General features: G+C 58.1%; 22 protein-coding genes. 9 read left to right on the forward strand and 13 right to left on the reverse strand.

Annotated elements, in window-relative coordinates; genetic code table 11:
• Positions 1–19 precede the first annotated feature (19 nt).
• Positions 20–484, reverse strand: coding sequence for a bacterioferritin (gene bfr, locus EAO82_RS11170; protein WP_096345786.1), 465 nt, complete (start codon positions 482–484; stop codon positions 20–22).
• A 218-nt stretch (positions 485–702) separates the two neighbouring features.
• Between bfr and EAO82_RS11175 the strand changes: the two genes are divergently transcribed.
• Positions 703–1,056 (forward strand): DUF1428 domain-containing protein, encoded by a 354-nt coding sequence (locus EAO82_RS11175; protein ID WP_096345787.1) that lies wholly within the window; start codon positions 703–705, stop codon positions 1,054–1,056.
• 51 nt (positions 1,057–1,107) lie between these two features.
• Here EAO82_RS11175 and EAO82_RS11180 read toward each other — a convergent pair whose 3' ends face one another.
• From EAO82_RS11180 to EAO82_RS11190, 3 genes are all read right to left on the reverse strand, one after another.
• Positions 1,108–1,476, reverse strand: coding sequence for a YciI family protein (locus EAO82_RS11180; protein ID WP_096345884.1), 369 nt, complete (start codon positions 1,474–1,476; stop codon positions 1,108–1,110).
• A 43-nt stretch (positions 1,477–1,519) separates the two neighbouring features.
• Entirely contained in the window at positions 1,520–2,383 is an 864-nt protein-coding gene (locus EAO82_RS11185; RefSeq protein WP_096345788.1) for a YciI family protein, read from the reverse strand.
• A gap of 78 nt (positions 2,384–2,461) precedes the next feature.
• Positions 2,462–3,718, reverse strand: coding sequence for an RNA polymerase sigma factor (locus EAO82_RS11190; RefSeq protein WP_096345885.1), 1,257 nt, complete (start codon positions 3,716–3,718; stop codon positions 2,462–2,464).
• Between the two features lie 189 nt (positions 3,719–3,907).
• Between EAO82_RS11190 and EAO82_RS11195 the strand changes: the two genes are divergently transcribed.
• Both EAO82_RS11195 and ogt read left to right on the forward strand, forming a co-directional pair.
• Positions 3,908–5,407 carry an AlkA N-terminal domain-containing protein gene (locus tag EAO82_RS11195; RefSeq protein WP_096345789.1) on the forward strand — a complete coding sequence of 500 codons (1,500 nt, stop codon included), beginning with the start codon at positions 3,908–3,910 and terminating at the stop codon, positions 5,405–5,407.
• Entirely contained in the window at positions 5,391–5,927 is a 537-nt protein-coding gene (gene ogt, locus EAO82_RS11200; protein ID WP_096345790.1) for a methylated-DNA--[protein]-cysteine S-methyltransferase, read from the forward strand. The genes EAO82_RS11195 and ogt overlap by 17 nt, the downstream gene beginning before the upstream one ends.
• Positions 5,928–5,980: 53 nt before the next feature.
• Here the strand turns inward: ogt and EAO82_RS11205 are convergent, their stop codons facing one another.
• A complete protein-coding gene (locus EAO82_RS11205) occupies positions 5,981–6,916 on the reverse strand; it encodes a DMT family transporter (RefSeq protein ID WP_096345791.1) in 936 nt (311 codons plus the stop codon).
• A 111-nt stretch (positions 6,917–7,027) separates the two neighbouring features.
• Here EAO82_RS11205 and EAO82_RS11210 point away from each other — a divergent pair, with 111 nt between their 5' ends.
• Positions 7,028–7,984, forward strand: coding sequence for a LysR substrate-binding domain-containing protein (locus tag EAO82_RS11210; protein ID WP_096345792.1), 957 nt, complete (start codon positions 7,028–7,030; stop codon positions 7,982–7,984).
• A gap of 63 nt (positions 7,985–8,047) precedes the next feature.
• Here EAO82_RS11210 and EAO82_RS11215 read toward each other — a convergent pair whose 3' ends face one another.
• The 3 genes from EAO82_RS11215 to EAO82_RS11225 are packed head-to-tail and all read right to left on the reverse strand — an operon-like array spanning position 8,048 to position 12,599.
• Positions 8,048–8,251, reverse strand: a complete 204-nt coding sequence (locus EAO82_RS11215) for a bacterioferritin-associated ferredoxin (RefSeq protein WP_096345793.1) — start codon at positions 8,249–8,251, stop codon at positions 8,048–8,050.
• Positions 8,252–8,310: 59 nt separating this feature from the next.
• Complete coding sequence (locus EAO82_RS11220) at positions 8,311–11,469, reverse strand: efflux RND transporter permease subunit (protein ID WP_096345794.1); 3,159 nt, start codon at positions 11,467–11,469, stop codon at positions 8,311–8,313.
• Between the two features lie 5 nt (positions 11,470–11,474).
• Positions 11,475–12,599, reverse strand: a complete 1,125-nt coding sequence (locus tag EAO82_RS11225) for an efflux RND transporter periplasmic adaptor subunit (protein WP_174958842.1) — start codon at positions 12,597–12,599, stop codon at positions 11,475–11,477.
• A 198-nt stretch (positions 12,600–12,797) separates the two neighbouring features.
• On the opposite strand from EAO82_RS11225, the gene EAO82_RS11230 reads away from it, so the two are divergent.
• The 3 genes from EAO82_RS11230 to EAO82_RS11240 all read left to right on the forward strand — a co-directional run bounded on the left by EAO82_RS11230 (position 12,798) and on the right by EAO82_RS11240 (position 16,592).
• Positions 12,798–13,040, forward strand: a complete 243-nt coding sequence (locus tag EAO82_RS11230; protein WP_096345796.1) for a DUF2789 domain-containing protein — start codon at positions 12,798–12,800, stop codon at positions 13,038–13,040.
• Between the two features lie 178 nt (positions 13,041–13,218).
• Complete coding sequence (gene ovoA / locus EAO82_RS11235; RefSeq protein ID WP_096345797.1) at positions 13,219–15,366, forward strand: 5-histidylcysteine sulfoxide synthase; 2,148 nt, start codon at positions 13,219–13,221, stop codon at positions 15,364–15,366.
• 26 nt (positions 15,367–15,392) lie between these two features.
• The gene (locus EAO82_RS11240; protein ID WP_218838576.1) at positions 15,393–16,592 is read left to right on the forward strand and encodes a MalY/PatB family protein; all 1,200 of its coding nucleotides are present in this window, start codon (positions 15,393–15,395) and stop codon (positions 16,590–16,592) included.
• A gap of 19 nt (positions 16,593–16,611) precedes the next feature.
• Here EAO82_RS11240 and EAO82_RS11245 read toward each other — a convergent pair whose 3' ends face one another.
• The gene (locus EAO82_RS11245) at positions 16,612–18,384 is read right to left on the reverse strand and encodes an ABC transporter transmembrane domain-containing protein (RefSeq protein WP_096345799.1); all 1,773 of its coding nucleotides are present in this window, start codon (positions 18,382–18,384) and stop codon (positions 16,612–16,614) included.
• Between the two features lie 86 nt (positions 18,385–18,470).
• Here EAO82_RS11245 and EAO82_RS11250 point away from each other — a divergent pair, with 86 nt between their 5' ends.
• Positions 18,471–19,913 (forward strand): sodium-dependent transporter, encoded by a 1,443-nt coding sequence (locus EAO82_RS11250; protein WP_096345800.1) that lies wholly within the window; start codon positions 18,471–18,473, stop codon positions 19,911–19,913.
• A gap of 26 nt (positions 19,914–19,939) precedes the next feature.
• On the opposite strand, the gene EAO82_RS11255 is transcribed toward EAO82_RS11250, so the two are convergent.
• Both EAO82_RS11255 and EAO82_RS11260 read right to left on the reverse strand, forming a co-directional pair.
• Positions 19,940–21,301, reverse strand: coding sequence for a diguanylate cyclase domain-containing protein (locus EAO82_RS11255; RefSeq protein ID WP_096345801.1), 1,362 nt, complete (start codon positions 21,299–21,301; stop codon positions 19,940–19,942).
• A gap of 229 nt (positions 21,302–21,530) precedes the next feature.
• Positions 21,531–22,046 (reverse strand): ankyrin repeat domain-containing protein, encoded by a 516-nt coding sequence (locus EAO82_RS11260; protein ID WP_096345802.1) that lies wholly within the window; start codon positions 22,044–22,046, stop codon positions 21,531–21,533.
• Between the two features lie 256 nt (positions 22,047–22,302).
• On the opposite strand from EAO82_RS11260, the gene EAO82_RS11265 reads away from it, so the two are divergent.
• Positions 22,303–23,478 (forward strand): multidrug effflux MFS transporter, encoded by a 1,176-nt coding sequence (locus tag EAO82_RS11265; protein ID WP_096345886.1) that lies wholly within the window; start codon positions 22,303–22,305, stop codon positions 23,476–23,478.
• A 36-nt stretch (positions 23,479–23,514) separates the two neighbouring features.
• On the opposite strand, the gene selB is transcribed toward EAO82_RS11265, so the two are convergent.
• Entirely contained in the window at positions 23,515–25,374 is a 1,860-nt protein-coding gene (gene selB, locus EAO82_RS11270) for a selenocysteine-specific translation elongation factor (RefSeq protein ID WP_096345803.1), read from the reverse strand.
• A complete protein-coding gene (gene selA / locus EAO82_RS11275) occupies positions 25,371–26,777 on the reverse strand; it encodes an L-seryl-tRNA(Sec) selenium transferase (protein WP_096345887.1) in 1,407 nt (468 codons plus the stop codon). The genes selB and selA overlap by 4 nt, the downstream gene beginning before the upstream one ends.
• Positions 26,778–26,903: the final 126 nt, after the last annotated feature.

Below are 26,903 nucleotides of genomic sequence, written 5' to 3' on the forward strand. Positions count from 1 at the left end.
CATCAGCCGCAGAGCAAGATCACATTTGTGATTGCAGGAAATTTTCCAGACCGACTTTATCGATAAGACCTTTCTGGGTTTCCAGCCAGTCGACGTGCTCTTCCTCGGACTCAAGAATGCTTTCGCACAGCTCTCGGCTGCCGTAATCCGCGACGCTTTCGCAATAGGCGATGGCCTCGCGCAGATCCGGTATGGCTTTCATTTCCAGCTTCAGATCGCAGTCGATGATTTCCGGTACGGTCTCGCCGATCATCAGCTTGCCCAGATCCTGAAGATTCGGCAGACCTTCGAGAAACAGGATGCGCTTGACCAGCATGTCGGCGTGCTTCATTTCATCGATGGACTCGTGATACTCGTGATCGCCCATCTTGTTCAAGCCCCAGTCCTGCAGCATGCGCGCGTGCAAAAAGTACTGGTTGATGGCTACCAGTTCATTGCCCAGGATGATGTTCAGGTGCTGAATGACCTTTTTGTCGCCTTTCATGACTGCTTCCTCGCGTTAATCAAGTGTTGAGTTTGGTCATCGCTGACAGGGCTGTCAAATGGCTGATGGGGTAAATCGTTGAAATACCTGGAGTAATGATTTTGATCCGCATTTGTCGATTTGTCCGGGTCTGGAACGACTGATAGGCAGGTAGCGTGTATCAATGCGCAGACCTGGGTTTTCTACCCCGACAATGGTACTGAACAGTGGAGAATTTTATGCTTTATGTAGATGGGTTTGTGGTCGCGGTGCCTACCGCGAATAAAGAGAAATATCGCCAGCATGCGGCTGACGCGGCGGTGGTTTTCAAGGACCATGGCGCATTGAGCCTGGTTGAATGCTGGGGCGATGACGTGCCTGATGGCGAGGTGACCTCCTTCCCGATGGCGGTCAAATTGCGTGATGACGAAACGGTGGTTTTTTCCTGGATCACCTGGCCGTCTCGAGAGGTGCGCGATATGGGTATGGAGAAAGTCATGGCTGACCCGCGCCTGGACATGGAAAACAACCCCATGCCGTTTGATGGCAAACGCATGATCTACGGTGGGTTTCAGATGATCGTCGACGCCTGATGGGGTGATTCAGGCTGGCGTTGCCGTTGGGCAACAGCCAGCCTGATTCCATCAAACGCTCTGGTCTTTCGGCGGCAATTCCCGGACCGGTCGCACCTCTACACTACCAAGCCTGGCAGGAGGGATGTGGCTGGCCAGCTGCAGTGCTTCGTTCAAGTCTCGCGCTTCGAGCATGTAGAAACCGGCTAGTTGCTCTTTGGTTTCGGCGAAGGGCCCATCGGAAATAATGGCTTCACCATCACGTACCCGTACGGTGGTCGCGTTGCTGACCGGCTGCAGCGCTTGGCCAGCCAGGTAGTGGCCTTTCTCCGTTAGATTCTCGACGCAGCGAATGCATTGCTGGTTCAGATCATGCCACTCCTGTTCCGTCATCGCGTTGATCAGGCTTTCCTGATAATAAACCAGTGCCAGGTATTTCATCGTCATCTCCCTTTTCCATGCCAAGTTCTATGCCAAGCCGGGTTTATGCTGAAGCAGCAGTTGTTTGCGTGCAGTTCTCGATGGGCGCCACCCCGGCATTCAGCATCCAGCCAGTCCCGAAGCGGTCGGTCAGCATGCCAAAACCCTCAGCCCAGAAGGTTCTTTCGAAGGGCATGTGCACCGAGCCGCCGGCGGCCAATTGGTCAAATACCATGCGTGCGTCTTGCGCCTTTTCGTATTGCAGCTGCACGCAATATCCCTGAGGTGGCTGGTAGCAGTCACCCATCATGTCTGCGGCCATGATGATGTAGCGGCCGATCTGTATCTCGGAATGGATGATCAACTCCTGGCACTCGGGTGGAACCTCGCTGGCTGCAGGTGTTTCGGCGTGGGTCAGCATGGCGAGCACCCGCGCATCCAGCACCTCGGAGTACCAGTTCATTGCCTCGCGGCAATTGCCGTTGAACACCAGATGCATGCTGACGCTACTGGGTCTGCGGGCCATGCTGGCAGCCATCTGCCGATGTTGATCGAGACCGGCGCCGGGCACAAAATCCTCCAGATCGAAATAGCGTCGTAGTTCCAGTGTGACGTTACCGTTGTTATCCATGCGCGGCCATTTGCAGGCCCACTCGATGGCTTCTTCTCGCGAATCGACATCAAGAATGCTGTAGCCGGCCAGCAACTCGCGGGTCTCTGTAAAGGGCCCGTCAGTGACCGTTGGGACGCCATTACGAAAGGTGATGCGACAACCTTCGGAGCTGGGACTCAGGCCATTGCCGTCGACGAAGACCCCAGCGTCGAGCATTTGCTGGTTGTAACTTGCCATTGTCGCGAGCATCTCATTGCTCGGCATTTCACCGCGCTCCGTCCGGTCATCGGCTTTGCGCATCAACATGTATTTCATGTCCTTCTCTCCATAAGCTGAACGTTAATGGGTGCTATATGGATGAGTCGGGGAGCAAAGCACGAAATCGACAGCAATCTAACCTTTTTGCGATTTATCTGTTTGAGTCGATGCCAGCGCCAACGCATCGAGCCGGCGCTGCAGAAAGCGTTGTTCCGGCCCGAGCTGGGCCAGTTGCAGCGCTTGTTGGTAAGCCTCGCGCGCTGCTGATAGCTGACCTGAACGGCGCAAAAGCTCGGCGCGCGCAGCGGGCAACAAATGGTAGTTCTGCAGTGCTGGGGCATCAGTGAGCACGTCCAGTAAAGCCAGACCTGCTTGCGGGCCATCGCGCATGGCCACTGCCACGGCGCGGTTCAGCGCGATGACCGGGGAGGGATTGCGTTGCAGCAAAACGTCATACAGGCCGATTATTTGGCTCCAGTCAGTATTGGCGGTACTGCTGGCCTCGGCGTGTACCGCAGCGATGGCTGCCTGGAGCGTGTAGATCCCCGCAGGCGGGCGCTGTAACGCCGCTTCCAGCCAGCGGACGCCTTCGCTGATCTGAGTCTGGTGCCAGAGGCTGCGGTCCTGATCCTCCAATGTGATCAGTTCACCCTGGGTTGATTGCCGGGCATCGCGGCGCGAATCCTGCAGCAACATCAGCGCCAGCAATCCGTAGACTTCGGTATCAGGCAGCAAGTTGGCCATCAGGGTGCCGAGCCGGATAGCTTCTCTGGCCATGTCGATGTTGACCACGTGTTCGCCGCTGGTGCTTGAATAACCCTCGTTGAACACCAGATAGATGACCTGCAATACGCTGTGTAAACGTTGCGGCAGCGCCTTGCGTTCGGGCACGTCATAGGGAATGCCGGCTTCGCGGATCTTGCGCTTGGCCCTGACGATCCGCTGCGCCACGGTCGCCGGTTGCTGGAGCAGTGACCGTGCGACCTGCTCGGTGCTCAAACCGCACATTTCCCGCAGGGTCATGGCCAGTTGGGTTTCGATTGCCAACGCAGGATGGCAACAGGTGAAAATCAGCCGCAGCTGATCGTCGGCGATGCTGTCTTCGTTCAGCTCGTGGGTGGGGATGTCATCCAGGTCGAGGCGCTGCAAATGTTGGCTGGCCGTCTGCCGGCGGCGGATCTGATCTATCCCTTTGTGCTTGCCAGTACTGACCAGCCAAGCGCGTGGGTTGTCGGGCACGCCCTGCAGTGGCCATTGCTGTAATGCGGCGGCGAAGGCGTCCTGCATGGCTTCTTCGGCCAGCTCGAAATCGCCCAGGAGTCGAATCAGGGTAGCCAGGACCCGCCGCGACTCGCGGTGATAAACTAGATCGACTTGCTTGCTAACCGACATGGGAGTATCTGCAGCTTGATTGAAAGGCAGGCAATGCTTGCGCTGATGTTTACGCCGTAATTCGCCCCAGTCAAGCGGTTCTAACCACAGGTCGTTCGTCAAGACACAGCGGGTGATACCGGATATGGCGGTTATCATTCAGGTCCGAAAACCGCCAGCTTTTACGCTGCGTGCATGTAGACTTGGCCCATGGATATTTCAGCGAACGATTGCTATCAGGCTGTTGTGGCGCGTGACGAACGTTACGACGGGCGGTTCTTTACCTGTGTCACCAGCACGGGGATTTACTGCCGCCCGGTCTGCCCTGCGCGCACACCGCGTTTTGCCAACTGCCGCTTTGTAGCCACTGCGGCTGCCGCCCAGGAGGCGGGGTTTCGGCCTTGCTTGCGCTGCCGTCCGGAGAGTTCGCCTTCATCTGCCGCCTGGGCCGGCACCTCCGCCGTGGTGTCGCGCGCCTTGGCACTGATCGAAGCCGGAGCACTGGATAGCGGCAGCCTGGAATCCTTGGCCGAACGGGTAGGGCTGGGTACCAGACAGTTGCGCCGGCTATTCATCAAGCACCTGGGCGCGGCGCCGAGTACCGTAGCGCAAACCCGGCGGCTGTTGCTGGCCAAGCAACTGCTTCACCAAACCCCTCTGCCGATGAGCGACGTAGCACTGGCTAGCGGGTTCGCCAGCATAAGGCGTTTCAACGAAGCCTTCAGTCAGCTATATAGCCGCTCACCGAGCAGCTTGAGGCGCGAGAGCAACAACGCTCCAGAGCATTCGGACATCGTGCTTTTGTTACCCTACCGGCCGCCCTACGACTGGGACGCAATGCTGGATTTCCTCCAACGCCGGGCGATTCCTGGTATGGAGCAGGTAGTGGCTGGCGTCTATCAGCGTACGATCCGCATCGGTTCGGATGTGGGCGCAGTGTCCGTCGAGCATGTCCCGGCACGCAATGCTCTGCGCGTCAGAATAGGTTTTTCCCGATTGCAGTCGTTACCGTTGATCATAGACCGGTTACGCCGCATGTTTGATCTGAAGGCTGATCCCGAGGTGATCCAGCGTGCCCTGTCGCATGATCCGGCATTGGCGCTGATGCTGGCAGCCAGACCGGGTTTGCGGGTGGCCGGCGCCTGGGATGCATTTGAAGTTGCCGTGCGTGCGATCCTAGGCCAGCAAGTGACGGTCGCCGCTGGCGTAACGCTGGTCAGCCGCCTGGTAGCCCAGCTGGGAGAGCCGTTGGTGGCTCCGACCACTAGCGGATTAACGCGGTATTTCCCAGCGCCGGACGCGTTTGATACGGAGCAGATTGTCGGCCTCGGCATGCCCCGGGCGCGAGCAACCGCCTTGGCAAAGCTGGCTCAAGCTTGTCTTGCCGAGCCCGGTTTGCTCGAACGTCAGCGCGACCTGCCACATACGCTAGAGCGACTATGCGCCTTACCGGGTATCGGTGATTGGACGGCTAACTACATTGCCATGCGGGCCATGCAGGAGAGCGATGCTTTTCTTGCCTCTGATGTGGCTCTGCAGCGAGCGATGGCTGGCGACGAGGGGCGACCTGACGCCAAACAACTGCTTGCTTTGGCCGAGCAGTGGCGACCCTGGCGAGCCTATGCGGTGATGCACCTTTGGGCTGCCGACGGTCTTGACGATGGTATGCGTAAGTCACTTGAGGAGAATAAAGATGCGCTTCCTGCTTGATACTTTTGCCACACCGGTGGGCCAACTGTTTCTGGTCACAGATGAACAGGGCAGGCTGCGCGCGCTGGATTTTGAGGACTACCACGCACGACTCATCCGGCTGCTCGATAAACACTACGGCGATTATCAGCTGGAACCTGGACCCGGTTCCACGCCCGAACCACTCAGGCAGGCTTTAAGTGCGTATTTCGCCGGGGATCTGAGCGCGCTGGATTGCATACAGACCGAAACCGCAGGCACTGCCTTTCAGCGCGCAGTGTGGCAGGCCCTGAGGGATATTCCCGCAGGGCACACACGCAGCTACGGTCAGTTGGCCGTGGCTATTGGCCGACCCTCTGCAAGCCGCGCAGTGGGTTTGGCCAATGGCTCCAATCCGGTGGCGTTAGTGGTGCCCTGTCATCGGGTGATTGGCGCCAGCGGCAAGCTGACCGGATACGGTGGCGGTTTGTGGCGCAAGCACTGGTTGCTTGAGCACGAGGCCCGACACAGCGGTGCTACTGCTGCCTTTGCCTTGGTTTGAACAAAGTTTTAAACAAAGGTTTAACCCAGGTTCAACCCAGCGTGAGCCTGACGCTAGCTGGTCTTTTGTGCGCCGCTTTGCTCCGCTTCATCAGGCGCAGCGTGAAAACGTGTGTCAGCCAATTCGTGGTGATTGGGCCGCGGACGCTTGCGGTGCTGCTGCAATCCAATCAGGAGCAGCGGTACGACAATCATCGCGCTGCCGGCCAGAAACCAGATATCCGGCACTTCGGCGAAGAACACCCAGCCAATGATCACAGCCCAGATCAGGCCAGTGTATTCCGCGCTGGTGACCTGGTTGGCATCCACATGCTTGTAGGCGAGCAACACACAGACGTTGTAGCCGAGAATAAACAAGGATGAACCGGCCGCGCTGATAAGCACCGCCTGACTCCATGGCGCCGCTTCCCAAAGCATCAATCCCAGACACATTGGTGTGATCATCAAGTAGTTGAGAAACAGCTTGTGCATGGTGGACTGCTGCCGGGGCAGTTTGCGTACCAGCACGGCGTTGATCGCCAAGGCCGCCGCAGATCCCAGAGCGGCCAGCGCCGCCCAGCTGAAGTCGACTGGCCGGAGGATCACCAGAATGCCGGCAAAGCCGCTGATCACCGCGGCCAGACTGAGCTTGGTCAGGCGCTCGCCAAAAAACATCACCGAGAGCAGCATCACCATGATCGGTGCCGCATAGAAAACCGCATTGGCGGTAGCCAGGGGCAGGGCGATCAAGGCGTAGACCATGCACACGATACCGACCAGATGCACATGGCCGCGGATGAAATGCAGCCGGCCGCCGGCGAACAGATTGCCGGTATCCAACTGCCGCCAGAACGGCAACAGCAATGCCAGGGTAATCACACAGCGCAAGAAGGCGTACTGAAAGACCGGTGCATCCGCCTGCAGAAACTTGATGAACACATCGGAGATCAAAGCCAGGGCGTTGCCGATCACCAGCAACAGAATGGCACTGTTGACGGTTTTTCCTGACATGACGGCCTCCACATGACTGATTGACGAGGCGAGAGTGTAAAGAGTGGGGGCTATCCGTGAAAATGATATTTGGCTAGTATCTATTAGAAATATAGATACTAAAGATGAGTCATGAAATTACCTCCCCTTAAAGCGCTGCCGGTATTTGAAGCGGTGGCGCGGCTCAATAGCTTTTCCCTGGCTGCCGAAGAATTAGCGGTAGGGCAGAGCGCGGTCAGCCATCAGATCAAGTTGCTGGAAACCTACCTGGGTGAGCCTTTGTTTATTCGCACGGGACGATACCTGGCGCTCACCGACGAAGGGCGGCAATACTTCGATGCGGTCAGTACCGCACTGCTGCAGATCGAGCGCGCCAGTGAGCAGTTGCTGGGCCACGAAACGGCGCGGCTGCGCTTGTCGGTATTCAGTTCTTTTGCCGTACGCTGGCTGGTACCCCGGCTGCCGGTATTGCAGAAGCAGTGGCCACAGCTTGATCTGTCATTGGAGATGAGTGGCGGGAATCCGCAATTGTCTGATCGGGTTGCGGATTGTTTTATTACCGTCAGGCCTGATTCTTCGGCATTCAGCTATGAGTTGCTCTACACCGAACGGCTGTTCCCGGTATGCAGCCAGCAATACTGGCAGACATTATGCCGCGAGCAGGAGATTGACCCGGGGCTGCATTTGTCGCCAGGGGCGTCAATGCACCCGGCGCTGCTGGCGGCATATCCGCTGCTGTCTACACATAGTATCTACAATCGCGCCGGTGGAGATTGGGCGGCCTGGTTCGACGCGGGCGGCGAACCCTTACCCAAGGGCAGTCGTTTGCAGCACTTCAGCCATATGCTGTTGGCGCTGGAGGCGGCGCGCTATCATCAGGGCATAGCACTGACTAATGACTATATGCTGAGTAACCGCGCGGATTCGGCGGATTTTGTGCGCTTGCCTTGTCACCATCTGATGACCGGAGACCAGTTTTTCTTCGCCTGGAAAACCAGTCGGCGACATGAGCCGGGGATTCAGATATTGCGTCGCTGGTTGCTTGATCAGAGCATAGAGTCTGGACTCAGGCATGCAGCGCAGGCCTGAGTTAGGCGTTAGTTAAAAACTGAATTTGATGGGGCTTGGATCAGAAAATAAGCGGGGCGTTTATCAGGCGGCGACGAACTGACCGCTGAATGCATTGGCGGCAGCCAGCACGGATTCGTTCAACAGCGACTTGCAATCGCGTGCGCACTTGCCGCACTGGTTGGCTACATCAAGAGTATTGCGTAGATCGCGCATGCTGCATGCACCTTCGGCAACGGCGTTACGAATTTGTTTGTCTGATACACCTTTGCAAAGACATACATACATGGCGTTGACCCTGGGGCAAATGACTATGCTCTGCATGCTAATGTGAATGAGAATGCTTGTCAAACAGATTTCTGTGCCTTTTGCTCAAGGCGTTTTTCCTGCCATTGCAGCACCATAATGGTCAATGCCGGAAGCATCGTCAGGGTGACCAGCGTGGCGCCGATAATGCCCGCCATGACGATCACGCCGACACCGCGGTACAGCTCGCTTCCCGCACCGGGCAGGAACACCAGTGGCGCCAGACCACAAATGGTGGTGATGGTGGAGATCGCGATTGGACGCAGGCGCGAAGCCACCGCTTCATTGACCGCATCGACAGCATTCATGCCGTCTTCCAGACCATTGCGGATAGCCCGATCGACGATCAGTATCGGATTGTTGACCACGGTACCCATCAGGATCAGGAAGCCGAGCATCGAGATCATGTCAAAAGGCTGGGTGAAGCCATTCATCCCCATTTGCTGCATTACCCAACCCGTGAGGTTGAGCAGGGCCAGTCCGGCAATACCGCCCGCGATACCCAGCGGGATAGTGGTCATGATCAGCAGCGGGTAGCCCCAGTGACTGAAGATCGCGACCATCAACAGATAGACAATGATCAGTGCCACCAGGTAGTTGCTGGCCAGGGATTCACGCGTCGCGTCCAGTTGGTCGGCCGCACCGGAAATGGTCAGGTTTACCCCGGTGGGCACTTCGCCGTTATCGCGCAGGTATTCAACTACATCGCGGCGGACGATCTCCACGCCTGTCTCCAATGGCACCGAGCGGGGCGGGATGATGTTCAAGGTAATGGTACGGCGGCCATCCTTGCGCCTCACCGTGCTGGTGTCGACGCTCTCTTCAGTACGGGTCAGCTCGGATAACAACAGCGTTTCGCCGGCGGGTGTGTAGACCGCAATGTTGTCCAGTGTCTCCAGCGTCGCGCCTGGGCCTTGCTGGTTGTACAGGTACATATCGATCTTGTCGTCAGCCAGGAAAAACTCGTTAACAAAGGCGCCATCGGTGAGGGCCGCGATGGAAAAGCCCACGTCTTCGGTGTTCATGCCGACTTCCGCTGCGCGCTCCCAGTCAGGCCGAACCTGTAACAACGGCTGCGCCAGCGAGAGGCTGGGCGGCTGGGATTGCAGGCCGGGGTCGTCGAACACTTCTCCTGCGCGGTTGTAGGCGGTCTGCGCGACGCTGTAAAGCGTGGCCAGGTCCGGGCCGGATATATCCAGGTTGACGCTGCGCGTTCCGCCGTCGTTGCTGCTGATGATGGACCCGCGTGCAGCGAAGGCGCGCATGCCAGGATAGGTTTCATATTTGCGTTCCAGAGCCGCCATCAGATCATTGATCTGCGACGGATCCTTGGGCTCGGTAATGATTCTCAGGCTTTGCGCATTCACGCCCAGGTTCATGTATTTCATCGCTGGTACGTCGGTATCACCGTTCTCGTAAGCGGCGGGATCGTCATCCAGGAATGGCAGAAAATAGGCCTGTATTTCTTCTGCATAGGCTTCCATCGTCGCCAGGTTGTAGCCGGGCGGGGCGTTCATGGAGGCGAAGGTCTTCGGCTCCTCGCCCTCTGGCAGATACTCAGCCGGTGGCGTCAGAAAGACAATGATCGACAGGCTGACAATCAGCGTGACGGCCAGGCAGCCGATACGCCGGGTGGCGGTGGCCACCAACCAGTCCAGGCGCCGCACTACCGCCGCATGCAAGCGCGCGCCGACACTGACCGGGTCGGATTTCTGTTTGAAATCCAGCCGCGCGCTGATGGTTGGAATGACGGTAATCGCCACCAGCATCGAGGCCAGAATGGAGGCGGCGATGGCGATGGCGACGTCGGAATACAGCTGACCGGCCTCTTCGGCAATAAAGGCCACCGGAAGAAAGACCATAATGGTGGTCAGGGTTGAGGCCAGGACCGCGGGCCAGACTTTTTTTACCCCACTAATGGCGGCCTTGAGTCGATCCAATCCCCGGCGGCGCTCCAGTTCGATGCTCTCCAGCACGACGATACTGTTATCCAGCGTCATGCCGATAGCAAAAGCAACGCCCGCCAAGGAGATAACGTTAATGGTGCGCCCGGCCAATGCCAGCCCGAGGAAGGCGGCGATGGTGCAGATGGGAATGCCGATCACGCCCACTGCGGTAGCGCGAAACGAGCGCATGAACAGATACATGATCAGCGTCGAAAGCAGGGCCCCAAGCAGCAGGTTTTTCCAGACGTTGATGATCGAGGCCTGCACATAGACTACGTCATCGGCGGTCAAGCGTAGTTGCATGCCCTCCGGGTTTAGCAGCTCTTGGTTGATCAGCTCGATCTCGGCCTGCATGTCCTCCTTGATACGGATGACATTCGAGCCACTTTCCCGACGAACCGCCAGACTGATTACCGGGCTGCCGTTGTAATAGGAGCGATCACGGATACGGAAATGATCCAGCTCCACTTCAGCCACGTCGCGCAGCCGCGTAAGGCTGTCTTCGCGGCGGGTCAGAATCATGTTTTCCAGATCTGCAAGATCATCAAACCGGCCCACCGTACGCAGCAGGTAGCTGCGTTTGCCGCTATCGATCTCGCCGCCGGAGATATCCTGATTGCGCTCGCCGATGGCCTCGCGCACGTCATTCAGACTCAGGCCGCGGGCGGACAGTCGCTCGGGGTCAATACGGATCTGGACCTGACGCGCGGCCCCACCACGAACCTCGACCTGGGCCACGCCGGCAACACTGGACATGCGCGTGCGTACATTGTCTTCGATGTAGTCACGCATCATGTCCATATCCAGCCCACGTGGATTATTCTCCAGCGGCGAGACGGTGAAATACATGAAAGCGTTGGAAGAGAAGGAGGTTGCGCTGACGCGCGGCTCATCCACATTCTCCGGGTAGGAGGGCACCTGAGTGAGAGCATTGTTGACGCGTATCAGGGTCTCGGTGATATCCACGCCAAAGGGAAAGTCCAGCTCGATTTCCGCCGAGCCGGTAGTGGCGGTGGACGTGATCTCTTCCAGGTAGGGAATGTTGCGCAGGAATTCTTCCTGCTCGATAAGAATTTCCTTTTCGATATCCTGCGGCGTCGCCCCCGGCCAACTTGTCTCGATGGTAATGGTGCGGGTTTCCAGGTCCGGAATCATCTGCACCGGAATCCGCAGTGCAGCAATCACGCCCAGCACGCAAACAATCAATACCGTGACGGTAACCAGGATGCCGTGCCGGACAATATGTTCAAACATTCGGCTTACTCGCTTTCCGTGGCGGTAATCTTCACGGCCTGGCCGTCTCTGAGCGTTTCATTGCCGCGGGTGACCACGGTCTGCCCTTCCTCCAGGCCAGAACGGATTTCCACCTGGCCGGCAAAGCTCAGGCCGGTCTCTACCTGGAGTTCGCGCACGGTCGGATTCTCGCCTTCCTCCGCACTCGCATCCGCGACGACCCAGACGCTGACGCGACCGTCAGGGTAACGTCGCAATGCGTCACGATTGACAACAATACCGCGGCGTTTCTCAGCCAGCCTCAAGGTCGCGTGGGCTGACATGCCGGGGATCAGCAGTGGCTGATCCGCGTCTTCAATCTGGGTACGCAACAAGAAGGTGCGTGCATCGCTGCTGCTCAAAGGCACCTTATTGATTACCTTGCCGGTGAAGCTGCGTTGCGGATGCGCGTCGAAGCGGATGTTCAGGGTCGCGCTGTCTTCGACCAGAGGGTAGAAGCGCTGGGCTAATTGAAAATCGATACGTAACTGTTCAGTGGATACCAGCTCCAGCAGGTCAGTACCCGGCGTCACCCATTCACCGACCTCTACCAGCTTGCGACTGAGAGTACCGTCAAAGGGTACCGTGATCTTATGGCGTTGCAGTTCTGCTTGGCGTTGGCGCACTTGAGCATCGGCTACCTGGACCGAGGCGGCATCCACGCGCGCCTGAGACTCCAGCCCGCGGACCTCGCTGGCGGCAATTGCGTTGCGCGACACCAATGTCTGGGCTTCGTCAAAGCGCCGCTGGCTGTCGGCCTGAGCTTCCCGTGCACTGCGGGCCGAGGCGCGGGCGCCGTCCAGAGCAATTTCCGCCAGTTCGCTGTCCAGCTCGATAAGCAAGTCTCCCGCGCCGACCTGGTCACCGGCTTCCACGTGGATCCGTTGCACCAGACCGGCCACTTGCGATGAGAGTAAGGCGATCTGTGAAGCCGAGACGCTGCCGCTGATGGGCACTTCGTTGACCAACTGTTGTTCGCGTGCTTCGCCCACTTCAACGATCACTGCGTTGTTGGCATGAACCAAGCCAACTTTCAGGGAAAGTGCGGAAAACAGAAGGGCGCACAGCAGTTGGCGCTGCCGGGACATGGAGTGCAGGAAAGGTGAGTTCATCATTGCTCAAGCGGCCGGAAAATAGATTGAATACAGCATACACAGGCCTTTCTTCAGTGCAACGCACTGGGCGCGCGGCATCGCAAGGCATTGCTACAAAAGATGTATGGCCTTGAGCGGTGGCAGGGAACGAATCGGGCTCGCCTGTCTCTATTTACATGGACACGGAACACTAAAACCGCAATTGAGGATGTACCCATGGAACCGGCACTGAAAGACATTGGCACACTGTTTGAACAATTGGGTTTACCCGCAGATGAAGCGAGTATCGATGAGTTTATTGCTAGCCACTACCCACTGCCCGACGAGGTAAAACTGTCGGAAGCTCCGTTCTGGAGTGATAGCCAGGCGGCGTTCCTGAAGGCAGAGATTCTTGAAGACGCAGAGTGGGCACCGATTGTTGATGAGCTGAATGTAAGACTGCACGCCAACAAGGCCTGAGACAGCTAGCGCCTTGCGGGCTTGCAAGCCCGCAAGGCGCTGTGTTTTGCTAGGATATTGGGGTTAACGGTACATCAGGACATGAATGTACACGATTTGTATAAGCACTGAGTCCGCGCTGGAGCCATAATTGACGGGTTATCAAGATCTGCGGACCACCGCAAAAGGATTCCGTCATATGACTGCAGTAGAAACACAGCGACCCCAGCTTAGCTCGTCATACCTTCCCCGTTCACCCGCATTGGACGGCAGCGATCCAGAAGCCAAGCGCGCGGAGATGGCTGAGTATTTCACCAGCGTATTTGATCGATACGAATCTCTTTTTGACCTGTTGGCCAATGATGCGGCTTTCTACGACAAGCCCATAGCGCTGCGTCATCCGTTGATTTTCTACTTCGGTCACACGGCAACTTTTTATACCAACAAACTGGTATTGGCCAAACTGCTTCCCGAGCGCATCGACCCGCGGCTTGAATCCATCTGCGCGGTCGGCGTGGATGAGATGAGCTGGGACGACCTCGACGACACTCACTACGAATGGCCCAGTGTGGGTGAGGTACGCGCCTATCGACAGAAAGTGCGTGCTGCGGTGCTCAAGGTGATCAATAGCCTGCCATTGCACCTGCCAATTCAGTGGGAGGGCACTTGGTGGCCGATAATCATGTGTATTGAACATGAGCTGATTCATCTGGAAACCAGCACCGTGCTGATACGTCAGCACAAGCTCGATTATGTTCGCTCCCTACCCGAATGGTCTCGATGCAAGTCTTCTTGCGCCGTTCACAGCGCTGCCCCGGCAAACCAGCTGTTGTCTTTGCCTGCCGGTCAGGTGACTCTGGGCAAGGCGCGCAATGCGGACCGTTATGGCTGGGATAACGAATACGGTCACCGGCAAGTGGATGTCGAAGCGTTCCAGGCCAGCCGCTATCTAGTCAGCAACGCCGAGTTTCTGCAGTTCGTCGAGGCCGGCGGGTACGCCGATGACGAGGTTTGGGACGAAGAGGGGCTCAAGTGGCGTGATTTCACCGCTGCGCAACATCCAGCGTTCTGGGTTTGGCGCGATGCCTGGCATTTGCGCCTGATGAGCGAAGAAGTCAACATGCCTTGGGACTGGCCAGTAGAGGTCAATTGTCTGGAGGCCAGCGCGTTCTGCCGCTGGAAAGCACGTGAGACGGGTGAGCCGATCCGTTTGCCTAGCGAGGATGAGTGGTATCGGCTATATGATCACGCCGGGGTGCAGGAAATATCGGCAGCCCCTGCCAGTGCCAATCTTCAGCTGGACCACTTTGCCTCCCCATGCCCGGTCACCGAATTCGCCCACGGCGACTTTTACGATGTGGTGGGCAATGTCTGGCAATGGACCCACACGCCTATCTATCCCTTCGACGGCTTTCAGGTGCACCCGTTGTACGATGATTTCACCACCCCGACCTTCGACAATCAGCATAATCTGATCAAGGGCGGGTCCTGGGCCTCCTGCGGCAACGAAACCCGGCGCAGTGCGCGCTATGCTTTCCGTCGTCATTTTTTCCAACATGCGGGGTTCCGTTACGTGTCTTCCGATGCTCAGGCTCAAGAGCCGAATGCCTATTACGAAAGTGACCGGCAGATGTCCGAATATGCCGAGTTTCATTACGGCGACAGCTACTTCAATGTCTCGAATTTCCCCAAGGCGATGGCTGAGCTGGCGATTGCTGCAATGGGTGATCAACCGGCTGAAACCGCGCTTGATCTGGGCTGCGCCTCTGGACGTGCGACCTTCGAGTTGGCCAGGCATTTTACCCATGTGACCGGTATCGACTTTTCCGCGCGCTTTGTCGGCCAGGGGGCAGAGATGGCGGAGCAGGGCATATTACGTTATACGCTGACGGACGAGGGCGAGCTGGTTTCCTACAAGTCCAGCAGTCTGGCTGACCTGCGACTGGCCGAGTACGCGTCAAAGGTGGCGTTCTACCAGGGTGATGCGTGCAATCTCAAGCCGCAGTTCAGCGGCTACGATCTTGTTCTGGCGGTCAATCTGATTGACCGGCTGTATGACCCCGCCAGTTTTCTCGAGACCGTGCATGAACGGTTGAATCTGGGTGGCAAACTGGTATTGGCTTCACCCTACACCTGGCTTGAGGAGCACACCCCGCGCGCGCAATGGGTGGGTGGGTTCAAGAAAGACGGTGAGAATTACACCACCCTGGACGGGTTACAGGATCTGCTCGGCAAACACTTCCGGCCAGTAGGCGAGCCGCAAAAAGTTGAATTTGTCATCCGTGAGACTCGGCATAAATTCCAACATAGCTATTCTGAAGCCAGCGTATGGGAACGTATCCTGTGACCGGGCTTTAGATGAGGGATAACGGATTGGGTATTGATTTTGACCAGTTGATCTCCCGCGAGCACACCGAATCCGTCAAGTTCGATGCGCGAGAATCGGTATTTGGCACTGATCAGGTGATTCCGCTGTGGGTAGCGGATATGGATTTCGCAGCGCCGCAAGCCATCACCCGCGCGCTTGAGGAACGAGCCCGGCATCCGGTCTACGGCTATAGCCTGTTTCCGGAATCCCTCTACCAGTCGATGATCGACTGGTTCGCTTCCCGGCATGGCTGGCATATCGAACGTGATTGGATTTTGCTGGCGCCGGGCGTGGTGCCTTCGCTGCACGCCGCTGCCATGGCATTCGCTGCTGAGGGCGAAGGGATCATTATTCAGCCGCCGGTGTATCCGCCGTTTTTCAGTTCGGTAAAAAAAACCGGGCGCCGGGTGATTGAAAACCCGCTGCAGTGGGTTGACGGTGAATACCGGATGGATCTGGAGCATCTGTCTGCGTGTGCACGGCAGGGCGCCAGGATGCTGGTTCTGTGCTCGCCCCATAATCCCGTTGGGCGAGTCTGGCGACGCGAAGAGCTAGAGGGTTTATTGGAGATCACGCGGCAACACGATCTGCTGGTGGTCTCTGATGATATCCATTGCGATCTGGTGTTTGATGGCCATCGCCAACAGATGCTCGCCAGTATGGCGACGCGCGAGGATCGCATCATCACCGCGTTGGCACCCAGCAAGACCTTCAATATCCCGGGCATGGGTCTTTCTGCGCTGGTGATTGCGGATGCCGGCCAACGCCAGGCAATCAAGCGGGTGTTCGATTCCCTGCATATGCTGCAGGCCAATCCGTTCAGTATTGTCGCATTCGAAGCGGCCTATCGGCATGGCGGCCCCTGGCTGGATGCGCTGCTGCCGTATCTGCAGTCGAACATGCAGTTTGTCCGGCAGTATTTGCAGCAGCATGTGCCACAGATCCGCTGCGCCCAGGCTCAGGGTACTTACCTGTTGTGGCTGGATTGTCGCGCGCTGGGGATGACCGATGGGCAGCTCAAGGCCTTCTTTATTCAAAAAGCCGGGGTCGGGCTGAACCCGGGTATCAGCTTTGGGGTTGCGGGCAGTGGCTATATGCGGATCAATATCGGCACCCGGCGCGCGTTGTTGCAGCAGGCTCTCGAACAGATCCGCGACGCTGTTCAGGTGCATGTGGCCACCGCGCTCGGCCGTGAGTCGCGTTAGAGTATCGAGTCGCTGGATCTCAGTCAGTACGCTGGCCCAGCCCAAACTGCAACTCGGCCAGGCGCGCATATAGCGGGCTGCTTTGTATCAGTTGCTGGTGAGTGCCTAGCGCCACCAGCTTGCCATGCTCAATCACCGCGATACGATCGGCATGCTGAACAGTGGCTAACCGGTGCGCGATCACCAGGGTGGTGCGGCCGTGCATTAACGCGGGTAGCGCTTGCTGAATCAGGTGCTCGCTCTGGGCATCCAGCGCACTGGTCGCCTCATCCAGCAGCAGTATCGGCGCGTCGGTGAGCAGTGCCCGGGCGATGGCCAGGCGTTGCTTCTGGCCACCAGACAAGCCCAGGCCGGCATCGCCCAGCGGCGTATCGTAGCCCTGCGGCATGGCGTTGATAAACTCTTCGGCATGCGCTGCACGCGCGGCATTGATGACTGCCTGCATATCGGCTTCAGGACGCCCGTAGCGGATATTGTCGGCCACACTGCCGTAGAACAGGGCCGGATTTTGTGACACCAGCGCAAAGCAGCGACGCAGATCGACCGGGTCCAGTTGACGGATGTCGCAGCCTTCCAGGGTAATCCGCCCTGAGCTGGGATCGAAGAAACGCAGTAACAGGTCGAGCAGAGTCGACTTGCCCGCCCCTGAGGGTCCGACTAGAGCCAGCGTTTCCCCCGCGTAAACCTGCAAATCCAGGCCGTCGATGGCATAAACGTCAGGCCGCATGGGGTAGGCAAACCGCACCTGCTCAAATGCAAGGTTGCCGCTGACTCGGGCGGGCAGTTGCAGCAAGCCGCTCACGGGCGCGGTAATTTCCCGCTGGGTCTGAAGCAGCTCGACGATGCGCGCACCCGCGCCAGCAGCACGCTGCAACTCGCCGATCACCTCGCTCAGCGCGGCGGCGGAGACGCCGACGATCAAGCTGTAGAAGACGAAGGCGGCCAGTTCGCCGCCGCTGATACGCCCGGCGATCACGTCCATGCCGCCAACCCAGAGCATCACGCCGATGGCGCCGAGCACCAGCACAATCACCACAAAGGTCAGCCAGGCACGCTGGCGAATCCGCTGTCGCGCGACCTCGAAGGCCTGCTCGACTACGCTGGAAAAACGCCGGCGGTCCTGCTCCTGATGGTTATAGGCCTGCACTGTCTTGATCTGGCCGAGAATCTCACCTACGTAGCTGCCAACGTCCGCAACGCGATCCTGACTTAGCCTGGAGAGGCTTCTGACCCGTCGGCCGAAGAACAGGATTGGCGCAATCACCAGGGGAATTGCCAGCATGACGATACTGGTCAGCTTGGGATTGGTGACGAATAACAGAACAATACCGCCCAGCAGCATTAAAGCGTTACGCAGGGCGATGGATACGGTCGAGCCGATAACGGATTGCAGCACTGTGGTGTCGGCGGTAAGCCGTGACTGGATCTCCAGACCGCGGTTGCTTTCATAGAATCCCGGATGCAGTTCGATCAGATGATCGAACACTTGCCGCCGTATGTCCGCCACCACTCGTTCGCCAATCCACGACACCAGGTAGAAACGCGCAAAGGTGCCAACTGCCAGGGCAATCACCAGCACCGCAAAAAAGCCAACTGACTGATTGAGCAGTTCCGGCGACCGAGTGGCGAAGCCTTGATCAACCAGCAAGCGCAGCCCCTGACCCAGTGACAGGGTGATTGCCGCAGTGAAGGTCAACGCCAGCATGGCTCCGGCTACTTGCCAGCGGTAAGGGGCTATAAAGCGCAGCGTCAGTGACAGAGCCTGGCGATGCGTAGCTGCTATAGTCTTCATTGAGGGCCCAGTCGAGATTCGATAATAGCTATGGTACCCTTGCGCGCTCATTTTTTTCCCGTTAATTGCCTGCTGGAACCCTACTGATGAGCTCTCGAAACATCTGGACCCACAAGGGGACCTTTCTTCTCGCCGCGGTTGGTTCTGCGGTCGGCCTCGGCAACCTGTGGCGCTTCCCGTATCTGACTGGTGAAAACGGCGGCGGAGCCTTTATTCTGGTCTACGCGATGACCATTGCCATTGTCGGGATTCCCATTCTGATCGCCGAAACCCTGATTGGCCGCGCCAGCCGCCGCAGCCCGATCATGGGGATGAAACACCTTACCGAAAGCCAAGGCTTGAACAATGCCTGGCGCAGCATCGGCTGGATGGGCGCCGCAGCCGCGTTCATTATTCTGAGCTTCTATTCGGTGATTGCCGGCTGGGCAGTGCACTACACCGGGCTGATGTTCAGCGGTTCTCTGGCGGGTGCGGACGCGGCAGCCATCGGCGCGTCGTTTGACAACCTGTTGGCATCGCCGGGATTGCTGTTGATGTATCACACGTTGTTTATTGTCGGCTCCGGGTTGATCGTCGGCATGGGTATTCACAAAGGCATCGAAGGCAGTTTGCGTTTTCTGATGCCTTCATTGTTTCTGATTCTGCTGGTCGTGCTGGTGTATTCACTCATGGTCGGCGATGCGGCGGCAGCGCTTAGCTTCCTGTTTACCTTCAACCTGCAGGATCTGAGCCTGGAAGGCTGGTTGGAAGCAATGGGGCAATCGTTCTTTACGCTGAGTCTGGGTATGGGCGCGATTATGGCGTATGGCGCTTATATGTCTGGCGAGGCTTCACTGACGCGTACCGCGTTTGCTATTGCGCTGGTGGATACTGTGGTGGCGCTGATGGCCGGGGTGGCGATCTTTGCCCTGGTCTTCGGCAGCGGGCTGGAAGCTGCACAGGGCCCTGGCTTGATGTTCGTTACCTTGCCCATCGCTTTTGCCCAGTTGCCGGGTGGCTCGATTCTGGGCGGGGTGTTTTTCGTATTGGTGATTGGCGCGGCCTTAACGTCGGCCATATCACTGGTGGAGCCTGTGGCAGCCTGGTTGGTCGAGCGTTTTGGTTTCAGCCGTCCGAAAGCGGTGGCACTGATGGTGGGACTCTGCTGGTTGCTGGGGTTGGTAACAGTATTCAGCTTCAATCTGTGGTCGGAAGGGACCATTACCCATCAGCTGTTCGACCGCTCACCCTTTGACGTGCTGGAATTCATAACCAATATTCTGATGCCGCTGGGCGGTCTGTTGATCGCACTGTTTGCCGGCTGGGCGTTAAGCCGAGATGCGGTACTAGGGGAAATGGGCACTAACGCCGGTTGGTTTAGTATCTGGCAGTTCCTGGTGCGCTTTATCGCCCCCACGGCTGTGGCGTTTGTGTTTCTGCGCACCATTCCGCAAATCGAAGGCAACGTACGCCCGGCGGTGCTGGCGGTGTTGATGATCGTTGCGTTCAGCGTCGGCAGAAGGTTGTTGGCACGGCGCAACATCGGCTGAAGCGAAGAACAGGAGCGGGGTGCCTTTCAGCTCTGCTCTATCGAGACGGTCAGGCGGGATGTGTGTGCGGCTAGCGCAACCTGGTTACGACCAGCCCGTTTGGCCTCATACATGGCCTGATCGGCGATGTTGACCAAATCTTCCGGGGCCAGGCTGTCGAAAGGGTAGGTCGCCACACCGACGCTGGCGGAAATCTGCACCAGCGTGTCCAGAACACTGAAGGGCCGACACAGGTCGGTGGTGATCTTTTTCGCCACCGCCATCACCTGTTCGGGAGCGCTGATTTCGTTCAGCGCAACAGTGAATTCGTCGCCGCCCATGCGCGCAACCGTGTCGGACTCGCGGACGCAATCCTTGATGCGTTGTGCCACCAGGCGCAGGAGCACGTCGCCGGCCTCATGGCCCATGCTGTCATTCACCTCTTTAAACCCGTCCAGGTCAATAAACATCACTGCAATGGACAGCTTGGCCCTTTCGGCATGACGCAGATCCTGCTGCAGCCGATCCATAAACAGGCGACGGTTGGGCAGGTCGGTGAGGATGTCGAAATTGGCCTGGTGCCAGCTCTGGTCTTCCGCCGCTTTGCGCAGCGTGATATCCCTGGCGATGCCTACCACGGCTTCGACCATTTCAGGTTGATCGGCTTCTTTAACCAATACTGGTGAGAGGATATATTCCAATTGCTGGCCAGCACCGAGGGTGTAGGAAAATTCACCTCGATAGCTTTCGCCGCTGCTGACCACCTGCAGCAGGTTGCGCTGCAGGCTGGCGGCGAAGTCAAACCCCAGATCAAAGCAGGTTTTGCCGATTATCTGGTAGTGCGGGCGGTCGAACAAATCGGCGGTCGCTGCATTAACGTATAAAAACCGACCCTCGGGATCGAGTACGAAAGTCTGGTCGGTGGACGCGCTGAGGATGGTTTTCAGCAGGCGAGTGTCCATGTCTTTTTCGTTGGTGTAGCTGGCCAGCGATTCGTCCAGCGACTGGTCGATTGCCTCGTTGAAACGAAGAATGTCGTCCAGGCAGTTGGGGGCGTTGGCGGGGTCGATTTCCTTCATCCACAGGCGCAGCACATTGACGCGCAGGGCGCGATATTCCGATACGGCTTCATTGATGGTAAAACCAGCGGTCAGACGGTCAACGCCGTGCTCTTCTGCAGCGGTGTCTGCGTCGGGATCAAAGGGGGCCTGGCCCTTGGAACGGGCAATTTGCTGAGCTTCGGTTTGCGGCTTGTCCAGATCGGTAGCGATGGCCATCAGCATTTCGCGGGCGTGATCGCGACGGCCTTTCTTGTCGAGGTTGTTGGCTGAGTCGATACTCAGCGCAAACTTGTCCCACTCCAGGAGCAGTATCTCGATATTGCCGCGAATAAAATCAGCCAGCTTCACCCGTTAACCTCACATGCGTAATCTGATCAGACAAGCATGCTGGTAATCCTAGTTCTGCTGAACTAAGTGACAAGTATGCCGCATACCCGACACAGGAATTCATTACGTCAAGTGCTGGCAATATATCACCGTTTTGCCTTAAGAAAAGCATTGCCAGTGGCTGACGCGGGTATTGCCCATTCACCGCTAAAGGCGATAACTGCGGGGAGTTTGCCAGTAATCGGCAGCCTCAATCGTTGGGCTGGAGCAAAGCGACTATGTCAGTGGCGCCCATCGCCCGGGCGAGATCCAGAGCGGTTTTGCCCTCATCGTCGCTAACGCGGGTGTTGGCACCGGCATCCAGCAATTGATTGAAGATATCGAGCTGGTTGAACATGGCAGCAAACATCAGCGCGGTTTTACCTCCTGGCGGGCGAAAGTTGACGTCAGCTCCGTCAAGGATCAAGGCGTCGATCAGCGCTCTTTCGCCCTTGAAAACTACTCCAGCCAGTGGCGTCTGCCCGCGATCATTGGCCAGGTCTGGATCTGCTCCGTGTTTCAGAAGTAACGCCGACGTCTCCAGGTGACCGTGGTAGCTGGCCAGCATCAGCAGACTATCACCCTTGTGATTTCTCAGATTGGCGGGTAGCCCCGCTTGCAGTAATGGCGCCAATCCCTGGCTGTTTCCGTCCCGAGCAAAATCAAAGATCTTTTCGGCAAAAGCGAGTACTTCATCATCAAGTACGCCGGGAGGGTCAGTCTGCATAAATTACCTTCTTGGATGTAGTCGCTGTTCTTATGTAGAAGCTTGATATGGCCGTTCAGACTGGCGCAGGTCAATTGCGCAGTCTCTGTGCTATGGCTCGCCAAGCTGATTTTGGTTCCCTTGCAGCACTCCTGACTCCACGCATCGGGCTTCTGCGGCAACAGTCTGTTGCCAGCAGCGGCGGGGCTTTTCTGGCATCATGAGCGTCTATGTTCTGCTATCTTCCGAGCAGATCGCCCGTTATTTCGGATATTACATGCCTCTCAAAATACTGCTCATTCTGGGTGGTCTCAGCGCTTTCGGCCCACTGGCGATTGACCTCTATCTGCCTGCCTTTCCGGCCATGGCTACCGCCTTTGGCACCGATATCGAGCACATTCAGCTCAGCATGTCAGTGTATTTTCTTGGATTGGCTTCAGGCCAACTCTTCTACGGCCCTGTCGCCGACCGTTATGGCCGCCGCAAGCCGCTGATGTTTGGCATTGCGCTGTTCTGCCTGGCCTCGCTGGCCTGTGCTTTGGCACCCACGCTCGAATGGCTCTTGGTGGGCCGCTTTGGTCAGGCGCTAGGTGGCTGCGCTGGCATGGTGGTGACGCGTGCGGTAGTGCGTGACCTATGCAAGCCGATTGATGCTGCGAAGGCTTTCTCGCAGTTGATGTTGGTTATGGGCGTAGCACCGATTCTGGCGCCCTTGGCCGGCGGTTGGCTGCTCAAACTCGGCGGTTGGCCGTCGATCTTTCTGTTTCTGACGGTGTTCTCCGGGCTGTTTGCCTTCGCGGTTTATTTCGGCTTGCGTGAGACGTTGTCTGTGCATGAACGGCCGGCGCTATCCACCGCGTGGGGTCGCTATATGCGCTTATTGCGCGAACCGGTGTTCATGTACCACGCGTTGACTGGCGGCATTGCCATCGCTGGCATGTTTGCTTACATCGCTGGCTCGCCCTTCATCATTATCGAACTCTATGGCATTGCCCCGGAGCATTTCGGCTGGTTCTTCGGTGCCAACGCCGCGGGTTTTATTCTGTTCGCCCAGTTCAACAGCAGGATGCTGCGCCGTCGGCCGCCGGTGAAACTGCTGCAACGCACCACGCTGATCTATCTGCTGTGCACCTGCTGGCTACTGGGTACGGCGCTATGGCAGCCTGAATCGCTATGGCCGCTTATGCTCCCGCTGTTTGGTAGCGTCGCGGTGATCGCGCTGGTATTACCCAACTCGTCGGCCTGTGCGATGGCCGGGCATGGGCATCAGGCAGGGGTAGCGTCGGCGCTGATGGGTACCATGCAGTTTGTGATTGCGGGCATTACTTCCGCATTGGTTGGGCTGCTGCACAACGGCACCGCCTTACCCATGGCGGGCGTAATGGCTACTTGTGGCGTTCTGGTGGTGTTGATGGCGCGGCAGGCCCGGCGCGCTGGCGGTCTGCATTTCTGAACCTGCCTACGGCCTGGATTTTCCAGGGCGCTGAATTCAAGCGAGCCGTCGATAGTGTCCGCTTTGTCGGGTCAGGCCGGCTTTGTCGAAGTACTCCAGAACCGCGACGCTGTGATTGCGACCAATGCCGCTGTGATCGCGGAAGCTGGCCGTGCTGAACTGCCCGTCACACTGTTGCCTTGCCAACTCGCCAGCGACGCTGAGCAGGTGATCAACGCTTTCCGGAAGCAGGTAGCGATTGCGTCCCACGCACGCCAGTAACCCCAGGGCGCTTAGTTTATCCAGCCTGGTCAGTAGCCCGGCCTTGTCCAGGTTAAAATCAGCCATCAGCTCGCCGATAATAGGCGGGCGTGGGGCGCAGGCGCGAAAGGCAGGCTGCAGCTGTTCGAACCACTCCAGACTTTGCGTATCGGCTTGGGGTTGATGGCCCGGCAAGTGCAGGTTGGGACCGTTTTGCTGCAGCATGTGCCGGTCGAGGGCATGACGAATCACCGCGCTCAGCAGTCGACTCCTGGTAGGCAACACCAGATGTCTTGTGAGGCGCGGGCGGGTCATGCCGGCCTGATCGGGATGCTGAAGATGATGCTCAGCTAACGCTGCCAGCAGATGCTGCAAACACTGATCGAAATCAGCTCGCCTGCACAGCCAGCCAGCCACGCGAAGAATTTCTGTATGTCTCGCTCGCCCAGGCTCGATAGTCAGGTGGCGGGCACGCATGAAGCGGCGCAGATCTACGCCGTCGGCCAGCACGGCCAGCAAGTTCTGCAGAGCCTGGTCAGCATCGGGAGCATCCATGGCCACCAGGGCTGCGAGACGTTCCGGCCGTTGCCGGCCCTTGGTCTCGGCAAAAGGATCGAGCACCTGGCCGCTACCAAGCAACTTGCGGCTGGCCGGGTCGCGGATGATAAACCGCTCGCCGTAACGGCAACATACAGGTCGGTCCAGAATCCACTGTCCGTAGTGCTGATCTGCGGTTAATGGCTCCCCCCTCAACGGAACACAGCGGGCGTTGATTACCGCATTACCCATATGCAACTGCAGAGTGCCTCGATTGGGCAGGCGGGAGATCAGCTGCATGCGTGCGTCCAGGCAAGTGCTCGGCGCGAAAATGGCTGCGTCGAGTAATTGGCTGCCACGGGTCAGGTCCGCGCCCGTCATATCGCCCACCAGATTCAACGCGCAGCGCTGGCCTGCATGGGCGGCACTAGCTGCCCGACCGTGCACCTGTATGCTGCGGATCCGCAAGGAGGCGCCGTTGTCAGACAGGCGTAGAACGTCACCGGTCTGAACACGCCCGCTCAGCAGGGTGCCAGTCACGATATCGCCTGCGCCGGGCTGGCTGAAATGGCGGTCAATGCTCATCCGTGCCGGCCCTTGATTATCCGCCGCGGAAAAGCTCTCGACCCAGCTGTTGAGCTGCTCGACAAGCGCAGCTATCCCATCGCCGCTCAGACTGTCGATCAAAAAGCTCGGTGGATTATGAACAGCTAGGTCGGCCAGAAGCTGCAAGGTCTCCTGCTGTACTCGCAAGGCGCGCTCGTTAGTGACGCTGGCGCATTTGCTGATGACCACCAGGATTGGTCGGCCGCCGAGCAATTTGAGGACTTGCAGATGCTCCAGCGTTTGCGGCATAACGCCGTCATCCGCAGCGACCACCAGCATCACCGCGTCGACACATCCCATGCCGGCGAGCAGGGTGCGCATGAATTTTTCGTGACCGGGTACATCCACCAGATCAATCGTCTTGCCGTCAGCGCAGGCCATCCAGGCGTAGCCCAGCTCGATACTCATGCCGCGGCGCTGTTCCTCGGCGGTACGGTCAGTATGCTGGCCGGTTAGCGCTTTGATCAGCGCCGTCTTGCCGTGGTCAACGTGGCCAGCCGTGGCGATGATCATGTGAAAGGCCGCGCCTGGAGCTGGTCGATCAGCAGCTGTTCTTCGTCCAGGCAGCGCAGGTCGAGCAATAACCGGCCGTCGTGCAGTCGACCAATGACGGGTACCGGCAGCTTCATCAAGGCACTTTGCAGACGTTGTAGTTGTTTGTTAGCGCCGCGCTTTCCGGCCGTCGGCTGCAGGGCAATGGCGCTACTTGGTAGCCTTTCCACCGGCAAGGAGCCACTGCCAATCTGGCCCATAACGTCGATTACCGACGCCTGCGCGACATCGCCTGCCCAGGCTTGAAATAACGGCAACAGCCTGTTCACTTGCTGGCGGATGTCGTGCTGCGGCCGGCTTAACCAGCGCAGGCTCGGCAGGCGCGCGGCGAGATTTTCCGGGTGTGCATAGAGCTTGAGCACCGCTTCCAGTGCGGCCAGGGTAACCTTGTCGCAGCGCAGGGCGCGCTTGAGCGGGTTCTTTTTCAGTTTGTCTATCAATGCCCGTTTGCCAACGATAATGCCGGCCTGCGGTCCGCCCAGCAGTTTGTCGCCGCTGAAGGTGATCAGGTCAGCGCCATTGGCGATGCTGTCCATCGGCGTGGGCTCGTAGGGCAGGCCCCACTGGCGCATATCGATCAGGCTGCCACTGCCCAGATCTATGGCGTAGGGCAACCCCTGTTCATGCGCGACCTGGGCAATTTGCGCCTCCGGCACGCTGGCGGTAAAGCCCTGGATGGCGTAGTTGCTGGCATGGATGGTCATCAGTAGGCCGGTTTTCGAGCTGATCGCTTCTGCGTAGTCGCGCAGGTGCGTGCGGTTGGTCGTGCCTACTTCATGCAGCTTGGCCTGGGCGCGGCGCATGATATCCGGTACGCGAAAGGCGCCGCCGATTTCCACCAGCTCGCCACGGGACACCAGTACCTCCTTTCCCTTTGCCAGCGTATTGAGCGTCAGCAGTACAGCGGCAGCATTGTTGTTGACCACGGTGGCGGCTTCGGCGCCGGTCAGGCGGCATAGCCAGTCCTCGACGTGGCTGTCACGATCACCGCGTTTGCCCTTGGCCAAATCGAATTCGAGATTGCTTGCCCCTCGGGCCACATCGCACATGGCGCTGATGGCTTCTTCCGGCAATGGCGCGCGGCCCAGGTTGGTGTGCAGAACGGTGCCGGTGAGATTGAACACCTTGCGCAGGGAGGGGGCGAGCAGGGCGTGCAACTGTTGCTGTACACGTTCGACAAACTGATCGGGGTCGCAAGGTTCACTGTTGGCTCTGAGCCGGCTCAGCTCATCGCTGATGATCTGCTTGGTCAGTGAGCGGCCGTGGTGCTTGGTCAATTCGTGGATGATTGGCCAGTTCAATATCTGGTCCACGGAGGGCAGGGTACGACGCACATCGGAGGATGTGGGCAGGTCGGTATTCAGCACGGAACACTAGCCTCGTGAGGGATGATGCTAAGCATGAGGGTTGATAAACGCCGGAGCTGATAAGGGCGAGTGGGGCACTCTGCTACAAGACCGTCAATGCCAGGGATGGCATTGATGAGCTAC

Source organism: Halopseudomonas pelagia (genome assembly GCF_009497895.1).
In the GTDB taxonomy this organism is placed as follows: Bacteria; Pseudomonadota; Gammaproteobacteria; order Pseudomonadales; family Pseudomonadaceae; genus Halopseudomonas; species Halopseudomonas pelagia_A.

Coding starts and splice junctions, on each gene's coding strand:
- selB (WP_096345803.1), bottom strand. CDS start 25,374: ATGATCATCGCCACGGCTGGCCACGTTGACCACGGCAAGACGGCGCTG.
- EAO82_RS11215 (WP_096345793.1), bottom strand. CDS start 8,251: ATGTATGTATGTCTTTGCAAAGGTGTATCAGACAAACAAATTCGTAAC.
- EAO82_RS11230 (WP_096345796.1), top strand. CDS start 12,798: ATGGAACCGGCACTGAAAGACATTGGCACACTGTTTGAACAATTGGGT.
- EAO82_RS11245 (WP_096345799.1), bottom strand. CDS start 18,384: ATGAAGACTATAGCAGCTACGCATCGCCAGGCTCTGTCACTGACGCTG.
- EAO82_RS11220 (WP_096345794.1), bottom strand. CDS start 11,469: ATGTTTGAACATATTGTCCGGCACGGCATCCTGGTTACCGTCACGGTA.
- bfr (WP_096345786.1), bottom strand. CDS start 484: ATGAAAGGCGACAAAAAGGTCATTCAGCACCTGAACATCATCCTGGGC.
- EAO82_RS11205 (WP_096345791.1), bottom strand. CDS start 6,916: ATGTCAGGAAAAACCGTCAACAGTGCCATTCTGTTGCTGGTGATCGGC.
- ovoA (WP_096345797.1), top strand. CDS start 13,219: ATGACTGCAGTAGAAACACAGCGACCCCAGCTTAGCTCGTCATACCTT.
- EAO82_RS11190 (WP_096345885.1), bottom strand. CDS start 3,718: ATGTCGGTTAGCAAGCAAGTCGATCTAGTTTATCACCGCGAGTCGCGG.
- EAO82_RS11185 (WP_096345788.1), bottom strand. CDS start 2,383: ATGAAATACATGTTGATGCGCAAAGCCGATGACCGGACGGAGCGCGGT.
- EAO82_RS11175 (WP_096345787.1), top strand. CDS start 703: ATGCTTTATGTAGATGGGTTTGTGGTCGCGGTGCCTACCGCGAATAAA.
- EAO82_RS11180 (WP_096345884.1), bottom strand. CDS start 1,476: ATGAAATACCTGGCACTGGTTTATTATCAGGAAAGCCTGATCAACGCG.
- ogt (WP_096345790.1), top strand. CDS start 5,391: ATGCGCTTCCTGCTTGATACTTTTGCCACACCGGTGGGCCAACTGTTT.
- EAO82_RS11210 (WP_096345792.1), top strand. CDS start 7,028: ATGAAATTACCTCCCCTTAAAGCGCTGCCGGTATTTGAAGCGGTGGCG.
- EAO82_RS11265 (WP_096345886.1), top strand. CDS start 22,303: ATGCCTCTCAAAATACTGCTCATTCTGGGTGGTCTCAGCGCTTTCGGC.
- EAO82_RS11250 (WP_096345800.1), top strand. CDS start 18,471: ATGAGCTCTCGAAACATCTGGACCCACAAGGGGACCTTTCTTCTCGCC.
- EAO82_RS11225 (WP_174958842.1), bottom strand. CDS start 12,599: ATGAACTCACCTTTCCTGCACTCCATGTCCCGGCAGCGCCAACTGCTG.
- EAO82_RS11195 (WP_096345789.1), top strand. CDS start 3,908: ATGGATATTTCAGCGAACGATTGCTATCAGGCTGTTGTGGCGCGTGAC.
- EAO82_RS11260 (WP_096345802.1), bottom strand. CDS start 22,046: ATGCAGACTGACCCTCCCGGCGTACTTGATGATGAAGTACTCGCTTTT.